This is a genomic window from Streptomyces venezuelae, from assembly GCF_008642295.1.
GTDB classification, from domain to species: domain Bacteria; phylum Actinomycetota; class Actinomycetes; order Streptomycetales; family Streptomycetaceae; genus Streptomyces; species Streptomyces venezuelae_C.
The window spans coordinates 7,126,360-7,140,607 of sequence record NZ_CP029190.1 but is presented as its reverse complement, the minus strand read 5'-3'; the positions used below and the strand labels follow the sequence as shown (position 1 = coordinate 7,140,607).

Here is a 14,248-nt window from a genome sequence, read left to right as displayed (position 1 = left end):
GAGGTGGGTTCCTCCGTGGAATGGGTCGCCGTCACGGGACGAAGAGTTCGGTGCCGGCGGTGGCCACCGCAGCCTCGGGTCCGGGGGCCGCCGGGCCGGCCGCGACCAGCCCGCCGGCCGCCAGCACCCGGCCGTCGGCCAGGGCGAGGGCGGCGCATTCCGTACGGCCCTCGGCGAGGGCTCCGGTGGCGGTCCACCGGCCGGTGGCCGGGTGGTAGCGGAGCGCGCCGCGGTGACCGGCGGTGGCGGAGGGGCCGCTGGTACCGCCGAAGACCAGGACCTCGCCGGTGGGCAGCAGCACGGCCCGGTGCCCGCCCCGGCCGGCCGGCATGTCGGCGACCGGGGTCCAGGCATCGTCGGCCGGGTCGTAGACCTCGGCGGAGGCCGGGCTGCGTCCGCCGATCCGGCCGTCGTGGCCGGGGAGCCGGGTGGGGCCGCCGCCGGTGACCAGGATCCGGCCGTCGGCCAGGACGGTGGCCTGGTGTCCGGTGCGGGGGGTGTGCAGGCTGGCGGCCGGGGTCCAGGTGCCGGTGTCCGGGTCGTAGCGCTCGCAGTAGGCCAGGGGGACGCTGCCGTCCCCGGTGGCCAGGGCGCCGCCGACGACCAGCAGCCCGCCCCGGGGCAGCGGGACGATCCGGTGGCCGGACCGGGCCCCGGTCATCGGCGCCACCGGCTGCCACCGGTCGGTGGCCGGCTCGTACACCTCGGCCGAGGCCAGCGAGCGGCCGTCGCGGGTGCCTCCGGTGACCAGTACGACGAACCCGGTGCCCCGGCGCAGGAGGTGTGCCGCATGCTCCGAGCGGCCCGCGAGCGGGGCCCCGTCGGTGGCCCGCCAGGTGCCGGCCACCGGGTCGTAGAGCTCGGCGGAGGCCAGTGCGGCACCGGTGGCGCCGGTGCCGCCCACCACCAGCACCCGGCCGTCGGCGAGCCGGGTGGCCGAGTGGCCGCGGCGGGCGGTGGTCAGCGGGCGGGCCACGGTCCAGGCGGTGGTCACCGGATCGAACAGGCCGGCCGTGGCCACCGGGGCTCCGGCGCCGTCGGCGCCGCCGGCGAGCAGCACCGCGCCGCCGGCCAGCAGCACCGGCTCCGCTCCCCGGACCGCGGCGGGTGCAGGGGTGGCGGCTGCGGTCCAGGTGCCCGATGTCTGGGGCCGGACACGGGCGTCGGAGACGGGGATGACATGCAGCCGCCCGGAGAGGCGGGGATCGGAGTCGGTCCACCGGGCGAGTGCGTCGGCCGCCGCGGCGGGGCTGCGGAAGTCGGCGGCGGTCGGCAGCGGGATGCCGGGGACCTGGGGCGGGAAGGCCTGGGCGTTGTTGCGGTGGTACGCCACCACGTACCGCGGTCCGGCCGCCCGTACGGTGTGCTCCTGCGGCAGCGGCCGGCGGCGCTGCGCCTCGGTGCGGGAGAGCGGTGAGCGGCTGGTGCTGCTGCCGTCGAGCAGCCGGCCGAACACGGCGGGGCTGAGGCTGACGAGCTTCCGGGCGGGCTGCGGCGCGGGGTCGGCGGCTGCGGCTGCGGCCGGGGCGGTCCCGGAAGCGTGGGCGGAGCCGGCACCGGGGCCGGGCGGGGGTCCGGTGGTGACCTGGCGGGCCTTGCGGTCGACGACGATCTGTTCGTACCGGGCGCTGCGCCGGACCACCCGGGGCGCGGCCAGCACGCCTTCGGCTGCGGCGAGTTCGAGTCCGGCGTCCTGTTCCTCGTACGCGGGCCGGGAGAGTTTCACGGCGTCGTCCATGTCCTGGAACTGGGCCATGGGGAACTTCTCGCCGGTGTCGGAGATCTTGTCGAGACGGCAGACGGGATCGGGCTCGATGAGGAACCGCTGTCCGTCGCTCGCGCGCTGGGCGCCGATCTTGTCGACCCGGACGTCGAGCGGGACCACCCGCTGGGCGAGGAACAGGGTGCCGCGGGGGTGCAGGACCAGCCCGTCGGCGGCGGTGAGGTCGCGGAGGGTGACCAGGGTACGGGTGCTGCCGTCCGGGGGCCGGGTGCTCCAGCCCTCGGGCCGGCGGACCTCGTTCTCCAGCAGGGCGAGGACTTCGACGGGCGGCAGGGTGGTGTGGTGGGACTCGCCCCATTCGATGTCGAAGTCGGCGGAGATCTCGAAGAACAGCAGGGAGATGGAGCCTCGGCCGTGGGCCCGCCAAGGGCAGGTTCCTTCGAGGGTGAAGTCGAGCGAGATGCCGAAGAGGCCGACGCCGAAGGCCTTGAGGGAGACGTGGGCGGAGACCTGGATGACGAAGGCGAACGGCGAGAACCGGAACAGTGCGTCGAAGGAGAGTCCGCCCTCGATGCCGAAGTCGTCGAAGCCGAGGCGGAGTTCGGCGCGGGCTCCGAACTGGACGGTATTGCTGGTGAGCGCGAGGTATGCGGAGACCCGGAGCAGTTGGCCGGGCTGGTTGAGGATGTCCACCGAGATCCGCTCGGGGACCGGGAAGGGCAGGGCGGGCGGCCGGAAGGAGGGGTGGAAACCGCCGACGGAGAGCACGAGTTCGGGGTTGTCGCCCCAGGAGAAGAGCAGGCCCATCCCGCCGTTGACGGTCAGGCTGAGGATGCGGGAGTCGAAGAGCCGGGCGAAGAACCAGAGCCGGGACTTGTCGACCTCCAGGGCGCCGACGAACTGCACCTGGATGACGACCAGGGGCAGTTGTTCGGTGGGCAGGACGCAGCTGAGCACCCCGAGTACGGCGATGTTGCCGGGCGGGATCTCGATGACGATGCCGAGGGAGATCCGCAGCAGTGCGGGGGTGCCCCAGCCGATCTTCGCCATCGGTCCGACGAGGAAGGTGCCGTCCTCGGGCGGGAAGAAGGCGCGCAGGTCGCTGAGGATCCGGGGCGCGTTCGCGACGATGTCCTTGGGGAACATCACCGATTCGATGGCTCCCGAGCGGACGCCGTTGCCGAGGGCTTCCAGGTCCATGCCGCGGTTGAGGCCGATCAGCCCGCCCACCGCGAGCAGCGAGAATCCGAAGCCGAGCTGGATCCCGCCGCCGCCGAACTCGGCGGCGATGATCACCAGCAGGGAGAATCCGCTGCTGCCGTCGGGCATCCGGGTGCTGATGAGTCCGATCGCCTTGACGGCGACGATGCCGGCGAAGTCGAGTTCCAGTGCCCCCGCGTACTCGCCGCGGTCAGGGTCGAAGGAGAGGTATCCGCCGCCCTTGACGATGCCGGCGTCCACGGAGAGGCCGGCGCCCTTGGGCGGTTTGAAGCCGAGGTCCAGGTCGACCGGGCCGAGGTTGCCGTCGTGGTCCGGCCGGAACGCCAGCAGGGCGGTGAGGCCGATCTCCTCGACCACCGCCTGTACCGGGCCGAGCGCGGCCCGGAAGGTGGCGCCGAGCGCAATCGGCAGGGCGTCCGGGGAGGGGGTGGCGGAGATGCCGAGGGCCTGGATCCGGACGGGGCCGAGTTCCAGCCGGGTCGGGATCCGGACCTCCAGGGCCGCGTTGCCGCGGAAGGAGAAGCCGTCCCGGTGGGAGACGGCCACCGTGAGGTCGGCACCGAGGGTGAACCCGTCGCGGGGCAGGACGGACGCGATGAATCCGTCGGCGTCTTGCGGACTGAGGACGAACTCCAGGCCGTGGAGCCGGAGTTCGGCGTAGACATCGGTGCCGCCGGAGTCCAGGCGCACTCCCCCGCCGCCGGCGAGGCCGCGGAACTGCAGGCGGGTGCCGTCGGCCGATCCGACCAGGAGGACGGGGTCGCCCTCGGTCCGGGTCCGTTCGACGACCGCTTCGACGGCGCCGTCAAGGCGTGCGGGGGTGCCGTCCCCGGCCTCGAACCCGGCCAGGGTCTCGATGGGCTCGCCGGGGCGGATCCGCAGGGCCACTCCGCCTTGCAGGTCGAGTTCGCTGCGCACGGTCAGGGTGAGCTCGGGGCCGAGCTCGATCCGTACGCCGAGCTGCCCGGCGTACGAGGGCAGCAGGGCCAGGCCGCCGGGCCGGTCGCCTTCGGGCGGCAGCTCCAGCATCCGCACCACGGCCGCGGTCTCGGCCTCGCCGGCCTCTCCGGCCTCGCCGTCGGGGTGTTCCAGCAGGACGGCCCGGAGCACCGGGACGGGCGGGTCGGCAGGCTGCCGCTGGGTGCCGTGGACGGACTGGGCGGTCCATTCGTCGGCGGGCCCGCGGGTGGTGGACGCGCCGAGCGAGAGCAGCAGGCTGTCGAGCTGGTCGGCGAATTCGTCGTAGGCGAAGCCGGGGCCGCCCCAGCCGTGGGCGTCCCTGAGGACGGCCGCCGGATCGGTGAGCGCCCGGGGCAGGTCGGCGAGGTCGAGGGAGTGGTGGTGGTGTCCGGGGCGGTTCCCGGCCGGGGGCACGTAGCGGGTCCTCACGACACCGAGGGCGCGCAGCGCGAACCCGAGGGAGGGCCGGTGGCGCTGGAGGTGGCCGATCACCAGGTGGTCGAGGAGCTGTTTCGGGAAGTGTTCCCGGAAGCCGTCCGCGCGCAGGTGCTCGGGGACCGCCTCGTCGGGCGCCCCGGTGATGGCCCTGATGCCGCCGACCAGTGCCTGGAGCGCGCCGAGGACGCGGGGGACGTCGTCGGCTCCGAAGCCTCCGTCGGTCAGGCCGCGCAGGGTTTCGGCGAGGGTGTCCACGCCGGGCCTCAGGGCTGCCAGCGGCTGCGGGATCTCCGGGGCGTGCCAGCCGAGTTCCCGCAGCAGGCCGGCGCAGCTCTGCGGGGAGGTGAGTGCGGAGCGCAGCGGGACCAGTGCGAGGCCGATCTCGGCGAGGAGGGTCTCGAAGCTGCCGGGCCGGCTCATCGGCGCCGTCCCGGGTAGAACCTGCGGCTGATGGTGGCGTGGTGGGTGGGGTCGACCCGGTTCACGATCAGCCACATGCAGACGAAGCAGAAGGATCCCGCCTCGCCGATGCCGGCGCCGTTGCGCATCTTGCACGCCCCGGCGGGCCGGTAGTGGGCTCCGGCGTAGTGGTGGGCACCCTCGAAGATGCCGACCAGGGTCTGGCGGAGTTCGTTGGGGGCGAGGCCGGGGATCCGGTGGGGGAGGTCGGGCTTGTGCCTGGGGATCTTGTTGTTGGTGTTGTGGTTGAGGGGTTTGCGGTTTCCCTGGAGGAAGGTCAGGACGCGGCGGTCCACGACGGTGAGGGGGGTGCCGCCGCCGTCCTTGAGCGGGACGTAGAGCACGGAACCGGCGCCGAACACGGTGGTGGGGAGGTTCGGGCCGGTGAGGACCAGGACGCCGGTGCCGTCGGCGATGGGGTCGATCGTGAGGCCCTCCAGCAGCACACCGTCCAGCGGGAGCTGTTCGCCGGACTCCAGGAGCTTGAACTGGCGCAGGCTCACCGTGTTGCGGCCGGGCCCGGCTTGCCGGACCGCCCGCCAGACGTCGAGCTGGTCGGTGTCGACGGTGACCCTGAGCTTCGGCGGGGTGCCGAAGAGCTCGCTGTCCTTGACCAGTCGTGCCGAGTGCTGCATGCGGGGCAGCTGGAGCCATTTGACGTTGGCCATGTTGAGGTCCCGGCTCGTGGGGTTCAGGCGGGCGTGGCCGAGGCGGGTGAGGTTGTCCGCGATCAGGTCGCCGGGCGTGTTGCCGGGGCCGTCCTCCTCTTGCTCCTCGTACTCGTCCCCGAGGTTGAAGGTGTGGCCGAATTCGTGGGCGACCATGTCGACGACGTCGCCGAGCCGGAACCCGGCGGGGTCGGGGGCGGGCACCGTGCGGTGCATCAGGGCGGGGTCGATGGGCGAGGCGGTGTCGTACTGGAAGTACGTCTTGGTGTTCTGCTCGAAGGAGTTCAGGGTCATGGTGCGGCGGTTGGTGTTGACGCCCCGGCCCGCGTAGTCGTACGTGACGACCGCGATCAGGCCCCGGCTGCGCCGCAGGCCGGGGGTTTCCGCCGCCCAGACCTGGCCGATGTGCCGGTGGACGTGGGAGAACGGGTTGACGTAGCCCAGTGCCTTCGCGTAGGTCAGCACGGAGTTCAGCGGATTGGTGTGTCCGGGGGCGTAGAGCTCCGGGGGGTGTCGGCGGGGGTCGAGCACGAGCAGCCCGGTCGGCCCGTTCGTCCAGAACTCGTAGAGCTGCTTGACGAAGGCCTTCATCTCGGGGCTCGCCGCGTCCTGTGCGGGCTTGGGCGCCGGCTCCTCCTGGCCGATGGTCCGGTCGGCCGGCCGGCGGCCGGCCATCACGCCGAAGAAGCTGTTCTTGGTCTGGAGGATGCCCAGGGAGCGGTGGGTCTTCCAGGCCTTGATCAGCTTTTCGTTGACCCGTTCGGGTTTGAAGTCGTGCAGCTGCTGGCCGCTCCAGTGCTGTACGAGGTCGGTCCGGGTGTTGATGCGCGGCGGCAGCCCGACCCGTTTGACCAGCTCCGCCATCGCATAGCGGAGCGGGCTGCCGGGCCGGATCACCTCGACGGGGTTTTCGTACGGGATCAGGGTGCCGCTGGGCACGGCCGGGTCCAGGGTGTCGGTGACCCGGTTCCCGCAGGTGAGGCCCCGTTCGAAGGATTCCTCGAAGGCGCTGAAGACATTGAACCGCTCCTTCAGCGTGCCGTAGGGCTCATGGCGGCGGCGGCTGAACAGCTGGAAGGTGATGGCTTCGGCCGCCTGGGTGAAGACGGCCCGGTCGGCGGCGCTCCCCTCGAATCCCTCGGCGAGGATCAGGACGTTCTGCATGTCGTCGAGGTCGGTGAGGTTCCACAGCTGGTGGTCGACCAGGATGCGGCGTTCCTTCCGGTAGTCGACGACGCCGACTTGGAGGGTCCGCTCGGGAAGCGTGCCGAGGGTCCCGGCGACGGAGGTGGCGGGGAGTTCGCCCTCGGGCGGCTTCGGCGTCTCGACCAGGCCTCGCAGCCGGCCGTTCGGAGTGACCGCCACTTTCCGGGGGTCCTCGGAGGTCAGCGTCACATAGCCGTGCCCGGTGATGTCTCCGATGAGGTCGGCGGCGTTGTTGTCGTCGCTGAACCGGGCGTAGAGGGTGGGCAGCGCGTGGCCGATGTCGGGGTCGAGGGCGGTGGTCAAGGACGCGTTCCCGAACCACCAGTTCTCCAGGCGCCGGTGTACCTGGAGCCGGCCGACCAGGTACTGGGTGCCGACGGCGACCCTGAAGAGGTACACCCCGGGCCCGCCGGCGCCGGGGTGGACGACGCCGTTCCCGTCGACGGTCGGCACCCCGTCGAAACGGTGGCCGGTGTCCTGGTACGGGGCCATGAACGCGTACGAGCAGTCCGCCGGCGGAACGGGGGTGAGGGTGTACGGGGCGGTGACGCCTGCCGTGCCGGTGCGCTTGAACACGCGGAGGGTGAGGGGTGGGGTGCCGGTGAGCGCCATGTGGAGGTCGCAGTGCGGGAGGAGTACCAGATCGTCCAGCTCATCCGCCATATCGGCCCTCGCAGCCCGTCGTCGTCCCGTACGACTCCGACACTGATCATTCAGGAGGCCCAGGGAACAGGTCAAGACATACCCGATAGATGTGATGATCCGCCCGTATGTATGCATTCAGTCGATTCAGGGTCGACACACAAAGAGGGGCAAAGCGGAAGATCACATTCAGCCGTGCGGTGGCCGGTTGGCGCATACGATCATGCGCAGATCAACGAAACGTCATCGCCACGGAGGGGAACCATGTCGGGAATTTCACGACGCTCGCTGCTGGGCTACTCGGGAACGGCCGCGGCGGGAGCGGCACTTGCCGCCGCCGGCACGGCACAGGCGGCGGACGGGACGGCCGTGCAGGCGGGTGCCGCCGCAAGCAGCGCGGCGCAGGGCAGCCAGTCCGCGCCCGTATTCCCCTCGGGGACCCAGTTCAAGGGCAGCACCGCCCTCCCCGGCGGCGAGGGTGAACTGCAGATCACCTTCAGCGTGTCGGTCGTGGACGCCCCGGGCTCCTACGTCGTACCGCCGATCGAGGTGGCCAACGCCCTGAACGCGCTCGCCCAGACCCACGGCTGGTCGCCCGTCACCTTCTACGGCACGCCGGCACCGGCTCCGCTCACCTCCTGAGCCCTGCACGACCCGCCGGGGCGGGCGGGCCCGCCCGCCCCGGACCCCGTCCGGCCCGGGACCCCGGCTGCGGCGGTGTCGGTGGCGGCGGCTAATGTCCCCCTGTTTGTTCGGTCGACACAAGCGACGGGGGGCCGCCTTGAGCGGGCAATTGAGGGAAACCGCGGTGGAATTGGCGGAAGTCCTGTGGCGGGAGCACAGTATCTACCGGGACCGGGCGGGCGGGGTGGTCATACAGGGCCCGCACGTTCAGCGCTGGATCAGCCTGACTCCGAGCGCCGGACGGGACGAGGTGCTGCTGCGGGCCGGCCGGATCCTCGAGGGCGGTACGACCGCCCCCGCACGTTCCGAGGCGGTCGCGAGCCTGTCCGCCGGGACCTCCGGGCTGGCCGCGGTCTGCCGCGGCCTGCTGGCCGAGGTCGCCGCGGGTCCCTCCGCTCCACTGCCGGGCCGCAGCCCCGGGAACGCCGAGCGGCGCGGGCAGCGCAAGCGGCGCGGCGGACGGCCCGCGCGTACGGGCAGGCACACCGGCATCGCGTCCTGGGTGGTGGTCATCGCCGTGGTGGCGGTCGTCGGGCTGTACGTCGCGAGCGTGACCGGGGCGCTCTGATGCGGGGCCCCGGCCGCGAAGGGCGGGGCCCGCACCCTGGTGGTCAGGAGGTGCGCTTCAGGGTCCACGCGTTGTGGTTCAGGCTCGGTACCGCGGAGTAGCGGCAGCCGCTGGAGTAGTAGCTGCTGACGATCGTCCACCCGGCGGGCGGCCAGGTGGAGCCGCAGGCGTTGACCTGGGTGCCGACCGGGAATCCGGTGAGGTCCTTTATCTGCTTGGAGTTGGGGTTGAAGCCGGAGCCGCAGCCGGCGCTGTTCCACCACTGGACGTCCACCCAGCCGGCCGGGGTGAGGGTGCTGCCACAGACGTTGAGCGTGTCACCGGGAGCCGCCGAGGCGGGGCTCGCGCCGAGCGCGAGGGCGGTCACGGCCACGGCGGCGAGAGCGGCGATACGGGTGCGGATCACGGGAGGAATCCCTTCTGGGCCTCCTGGACGTGCCACCGACCGTCGGCGGGCCGCTCCAGGTCCCGCCCCATTGCTATCCGACGCCGGCCGAACGCGGACAGTCATGTTTCAGGCATAACCCAGGGGCCTATTCGGCCGGTGTGCCGGGAGTGAAGGTCACCGGCAGGCTCAGCGGCCCGCGCAGTCCGCCGGGGCGCCAGCGGATCTCGTCCGGCGCCACGGCGAGGGCGAGCCCGGGGAGCCGGCGCAGGGCGGTGCCGATGGCGATCTGTCCCTCCAGCCGGGCCAGCGGCGCACCCAGGCAGTAGTGGATACCGTGCCCGAATGCGAGGTGGGCGTTGTCCTGGCGCGTGAGGTCCAGGCGGTCGGGGTCGGCGAACCGTGCCGGGTCGCGGTCGGCGGCGGCCGAGGCGATCAGCACGGTCGCACCGCGCGGGATGGCCACGCCGGCGATCTCGAGGTTTTCGCGGGCGAACCGGGCGATGCCCGGGTTGACCGGGCCGTCGTAGCGGAGGAACTCCTCGATCGCGCCCGGGAGCAGCTCGGGGTCGGAGCGCAGCAGGTCGAGCTGGCCGGGATGGGCGAGCAGCATGGCGATGGCGCTGCCGATCAGGTTGACCGTGGTGATGTAGCCGGCGGCCAGCAGCAGGAACACCATGGCGATCAGCTCGTCCTCGGTGAGCTGCTGTTCCTCGTCCCGGGCGGTGATGAGGGCGCTGAGCAGGTCCTCGCCGGGCCGGGCCCGTTTGTCGCGGATGAGGCCGGTCACATAGCCGCGCATGTGCTGCCACGCCTCGTTGACCACGGCGGGGTCCGGAGGCTCCGTACCGCGCATGACCATGCGGTCGGTCCAGCGCTGGAAGTCGTGCCGGTCGTCCACCGGCACGCCGAGCAGTTCGCTGATCACCGTGACCGGGAGCGGCAGGGCGAAGTCGGCGATGAGGTCGGCCCGGCCGGCCCGCACGACCGCGTCCAGCAGCCGGTCGGTGACGGACTGGATCCGGGGCCGCATCCCGGCCACCCGGCGGGCGGTGAACGCCTTGGAGACGAGGCGGCGCAGGCGCGTGTGGTCGGGCGGGTCGCTGCGGAGCATATTGCTCACCATCGACTCGCGCTCGGTCTCGGGCAGCTGCTGCAGGAGGCGGGGGTCCGAGGCATCGCGGAGGTCACTGCTGAGCCGGGAGTCGGAGAGGGCCGCGAGTCCGTCTTCGTAGCGGGTGACGAGCCAGGCGCTCAGGCCGCCCGCGATGACGACGCGGTGCACGGGGGCTTCCTCGCGCAGCTGCCGGTACAGCGGAAAGGGGTCCGCGAGGAAGGCCGGATCGGCGTAGGGCAGAGGGACCGGCTGCTCGCGCATCGTGTTGGCCTCCGATCACGATATGTATAAGGCATATGTAAACCTGCGGGCGAAAAGCGCAGAATCATTGGTGTCACAACACTCGCTGCTCTCACTCCGGTGGGGGCCAGGAGGTGGGCTCGATGTCCGTTTCCGTGCACGTCCGGAGAGCGTCTGTCGCGGCTGCCGCTGCGGGCGTCCTCGCCGGTGGCACCGCCCTCGGGGCTGCGGCCCCGGCGATGGCGGCGCCGCCACAGCAGGTCGTGACGGTCTCCTCCATCGTCGAGGACCCCGGCAAGCGGTGCGACTGGAAGAAGGGGCATTGGAAGAAGACGTGGGAGAAAGGCCACTGGGAGAAGAAGTGGGTGAAGGACCACCGCGACGGCCGGCACGACAACAGGAAGAACCACGACAACAGGAAGGACGATGACCGGCGCTGGAACCGCGACGGCCGTCACAACAACGACAACGACGACCGCGGCTGGAACCGCGACGGCCGGCACAACGACCGGGGCGACAGGGGCGATGGGGACAACAGGGGCAGCCGCGGCTGGGACCGTGACGGTCACTGGAAGTGGGTCTACGTCCCCGGGCACTGGGAGAAGCACTGGGTGAAGGGCCACTGGGACTGCTCCTGGAAGAGCCGCTGGTAGCGTCCGTATCGCCGGCACGGCCTACGGAACCGGCGAAGGGACCCACCAGCTGGATTCGCCCGCTTGTTCGATGACCGGCGGGATGCGGCACCCGCCGGTCGAAGAGCTCCGCCGGCCGAAGGAGGCCCGCCATGCCTGTACAGGGAACCGCGAAGCAACCCACGACCGAGCTCGACGCCCGTTACAGCTCTGCGCTCAATCCCCGCCCGGGTGCCGCCGAGGTCACGGCCACCGAGTGGGCCGAGGCCCAGCGGCAGCTGGAGGCCGCCGAGATCTTCTGGGCGTCCACGATCCGGCCCGACGGCCGGCTGCACGTCACCCCTGTGATCGCCGCCTGGCACGACGGGGTCCTGTACTTCTCCACCGGGAAGGGCGAGCAGAAGGCGAAGAACCTCGCCCATGACGGCCACTGCGCGCTGACCACCGGGGGCAACTCGCTGACCGAGGGACTCGACCTCGTGGTCGAGGGCACGGCGGAGCCGGTTGCCGATGCGGCGGCGCTGGAGGAGGTCATCACGGCGTTCGAGACGCAGTACGGGCCGCACATCACCTCGCCCGAGGGCACCTTCCACGGGTTGGGGGACGAGCTCCGGAAGGGGGACGCGGTGGTGTTCGCGGTGGCCCCGACCACGGCGTACGGCTTCGGCCGGGAGGACGGGGTCTACACCCACACCCGGTGGGCTTTCTAGCGGGCGGAGCCAGTGACGCTGGGTCACGCGCCGCTGGTCAGAGCTGTGTTGTCAGTGGGCCGCGGTAGCGTCGTGGGCAGTGGAAGGACCGCCTCTCGACAGGAGTGTCATGACCGTGAACCGCGAGCAGCAGCCGCTCAGGGTAGTGCTGACCGACGTCAACCCGGACGTGGTGGAGGCGTGGCGGGCCGCATTCGCCGACACCCCCGGGATCGAGATCCGCACGGGGTCGATCCTCGACGAGGAGGTCGACGCCTGGGTCAGCCCGACCAACTCCCGGGGGCGGATGGACGGCGGGGTGGATGCTGTGATCAAGCGGTACCTGGGAGCGGGTATACAGCTGCGCGTGCAGCGGGCGATCCGTGACCGGTTCGCGGGAAGGCTTCCGGTGGGCAGTGCGGTGTGCGTTCCGTCCGGAGCGACGAACCCGGGGTTTCTGATCTCGACGCCGACGATGGAGACCTCGGCGCAGAACGTGAGCGAGACCCTGAACGTGGCGCTGGCCTGCGCCGCGTCCTTCCAGGCGATCCACCGGCAGAACGAGGAGGCGCCGGGCAGCATCCGGTCGGTGGCCCTGGTCGGCATGGGCGCCCGGACCGGCGGGGTCCCGGCCCGGGTGTGCGCCAACCTGATGTGGACGGGCTACACGTTGTTCACCGAGCACCGCTTCGAGGATGACGACGACCTGCGCAGCACCATCGTTGCGCAACTCGACGACATCGAGAGCGCCCCCCAAGAGAAGCGGGTCCGCATCACGCCGCCCAAGCGTCCCGTCGCCGCCCGTCGCTGACCTGGGGTCAGCCCCTCGAGTACCACGGAGCTCCGCCAGAATGAGCGATTCCCACACCCCTGCCATGCCCGACCCGAATGACCCGCTGGCCCTCGCCGAACTGTTCAAAGGGGGCGGAGAGCCCTGGCTTCCGCTGCTGAAGCCGGTCATCGAGGCGCAGCCGGACGCCGCCTCGTACATCGGTCCGGGCAGGGCACCGGATGTCGTCCCCGTCCGCGAACTGACCTTCCAGGCGCTCAAGCCCCACCCTCCGCACCAGTGGAAGGTCGTCGTCTTCGGTCAGAACCCGTACCCGCGGCCGGAGAGCGCCACCGGCATCGCCATGTTCGACAACACCTTCCACAACTGGAAGGACAGCCAGTTCGGCAGGGTCGTCAGCATCCGCTGCATCATCAAGGCAGCAGCGATGTGGAAGTACGGCATACCCAAGAAGACCCCGATCGCGGACATCCGGGCGCTCTTGAAAGAGCAGGACACCGTCCAGCCGCCGGAGTGGTTCCAGGCGATGCTGACGCAGGGCGTCCTGCTGCTGAACGCGGCACTCACCGCCGGCAGTGGCGGGTCCGCCGGGCCCGACCGGCACACGTCGTTTTGGCGTCCGGTCGCCGAGCGGATCATCGAAGACATCCTCAAGGCCAAGCAGAACGCCGGCGAAGAGGACCGCGGGGTCGTCTTCGCCTGGTGGGGCGCTCATGCACGCAGTCTGAAGAAGGTCGTCCTCCGGCTGGAGAAGAAGTACCCCGAGGTCGAGGTCCGGCACATCGACCACGCCAACCCCGCGGCGCAGGGCGACATCTTCTGCGAGGGCGACCATTTCGGCATGGTGAACGACGCTCTGGCGTCCCTGGGCGCCGACGAGATCGACTGGCTGCCGAGCAAGGGGTGGAACGAGTCGTCCTCGGAGGGCGGCGGGGCGGACACGGCCGACGTCGCCGAGCGCATGGGCGCGTTCATCGCGTCCACCATGGAGCTGCACCAGCTCTACCTCGAACGGCTTTCGAGCGTCAAGGACGAGGGGCTCGTCCTCCCCGCGATCACGGGTGTGTTCGACACCCCCCTGTGGGACTTCCAGGACGCCGTCAGCCCGGTCGCCGACCTCCTGTCGGGCCTCGACCGGCACGTCAAACGGTCGTACGAGTTCGGCAAGAGACGGGCGGACGAAGCGGCCGGCGGCCTGTCCGCCGAGGCGATCGCCGCGCTCCACCTCTACACCTGTGAGTCCGCCTTCTACCGGGAGATCAACGCAGTCCTGCGCTCCCCGGACCGGGCCAGGGTGGTTCCGTACCTCCCGTATCTGCGGCTGCTGTTCTCGGCGGTCTCTCAGCTGCCCGCCCGCACGGAGCCCTTGTGGCGGGGGGTGTCGCTGGACCTTCGCGCCCAGTACCCGCTCGGCCGGACCGTGACCTGGTGGGGCGTGTCCTCGTGCACGCCGAGTCTCGGGGTGGCGCGGGCCTTCCTCGGCAGCCGCGGCAAGCGGACGCTCTTCGAGGTGGTGCCCCGCCGGGCCGTGGGCATCCGCAATTTCTCCGCGTTCACCGACGAGGACGAGTTCATCCTTTCGCCGGGCACACAGCTCAAGGTGACGGAGGTCAAGGCCGAGCGGGGCGGTCTGTGCACCGTACGGCTGAAGGAGCTGGAGGAGCAGCCCCTCGTGTCCTGATACTTCCGGGGGAGGCGTGGCTCTGGGGTATGAGAGGTGGAGTCCTTCGTTGTGAGGACGCCGCGGCTGATGGGCGCGCATAGGTTCGAGTGCATGAACTCTTCACGAACCGCCTTTGCCGCAGCCGTTGTTGCCTTGACCGTTC

General features: G+C 71.3%; 10 protein-coding genes. 6 read left to right on the top strand and 4 right to left on the bottom strand.

The features are described 5' to 3' along the window. Positions 1–31: 31 nt before the first annotated feature. Entirely contained in the window at positions 32–4,762 is a 4,731-nt protein-coding gene (locus DEJ50_RS35345) for a DUF6603 domain-containing protein (RefSeq protein WP_150211524.1), read from the bottom strand. Then, positions 4,759–7,338 (bottom strand): M64 family metallopeptidase, encoded by a 2,580-nt coding sequence (locus DEJ50_RS31910; RefSeq protein WP_150211523.1) that lies wholly within the window; start codon positions 7,336–7,338, stop codon positions 4,759–4,761. Before DEJ50_RS31910 ends, DEJ50_RS35345 begins: the two co-directional genes overlap by 4 nt. A 243-nt stretch (positions 7,339–7,581) precedes the next feature. On the opposite strand from DEJ50_RS31910, the gene DEJ50_RS31905 reads away from it, so the two are divergent. Together DEJ50_RS31905 and DEJ50_RS31900 are read left to right on the top strand one after the other, a co-directional pair. After that, on the top strand, positions 7,582–7,959 hold the full coding sequence (locus DEJ50_RS31905) for a hypothetical protein (protein ID WP_150211522.1): 378 nt from the start codon (positions 7,582–7,584) through the stop codon (positions 7,957–7,959). A gap of 166 nt (positions 7,960–8,125) precedes the next feature. Then, on the top strand, positions 8,126–8,569 hold the full coding sequence (locus DEJ50_RS31900) for a hypothetical protein (protein WP_150211521.1): 444 nt from the start codon (positions 8,126–8,128) through the stop codon (positions 8,567–8,569). 43 nt (positions 8,570–8,612) lie between these two features. On the opposite strand, the gene DEJ50_RS31895 is transcribed toward DEJ50_RS31900, so the two are convergent. Further along, positions 8,613–8,975 carry a hypothetical protein gene (locus DEJ50_RS31895; RefSeq protein ID WP_150211520.1) on the bottom strand — a complete coding sequence of 121 codons (363 nt, stop codon included), beginning with the start codon at positions 8,973–8,975 and terminating at the stop codon, positions 8,613–8,615. 127 nt (positions 8,976–9,102) lie between these two features. Continuing rightward, positions 9,103–10,332: a cytochrome P450 family protein gene (locus DEJ50_RS31890; RefSeq protein WP_150211519.1), complete on the bottom strand. Its 1,230-nt coding sequence runs from the start codon at positions 10,330–10,332 to the stop codon at positions 9,103–9,105. A 122-nt stretch (positions 10,333–10,454) separates the two neighbouring features. Between DEJ50_RS31890 and DEJ50_RS31885 the strand changes: the two genes are divergently transcribed. The 4 genes from DEJ50_RS31885 to DEJ50_RS31870 all read left to right on the top strand — a co-directional run bounded on the left by DEJ50_RS31885 (position 10,455) and on the right by DEJ50_RS31870 (position 14,103). After that, positions 10,455–10,964 carry a hypothetical protein gene (locus tag DEJ50_RS31885; RefSeq protein ID WP_150211518.1) on the top strand — a complete coding sequence of 170 codons (510 nt, stop codon included), beginning with the start codon at positions 10,455–10,457 and terminating at the stop codon, positions 10,962–10,964. A 131-nt stretch (positions 10,965–11,095) separates the two neighbouring features. Continuing rightward, the gene (locus tag DEJ50_RS31880) at positions 11,096–11,653 is read left to right on the top strand and encodes a pyridoxamine 5'-phosphate oxidase family protein (protein WP_150211517.1); all 558 of its coding nucleotides are present in this window, start codon (positions 11,096–11,098) and stop codon (positions 11,651–11,653) included. 109 nt (positions 11,654–11,762) lie between these two features. Beyond that, the gene (locus DEJ50_RS31875; RefSeq protein WP_150211516.1) at positions 11,763–12,443 is read left to right on the top strand and encodes a macro domain-containing protein; all 681 of its coding nucleotides are present in this window, start codon (positions 11,763–11,765) and stop codon (positions 12,441–12,443) included. 40 nt (positions 12,444–12,483) lie between these two features. Then, positions 12,484–14,103: an ADP-ribosyltransferase domain-containing protein gene (locus tag DEJ50_RS31870; protein ID WP_150211515.1), complete on the top strand. Its 1,620-nt coding sequence runs from the start codon at positions 12,484–12,486 to the stop codon at positions 14,101–14,103. Positions 14,104–14,248: the final 145 nt, after the last annotated feature.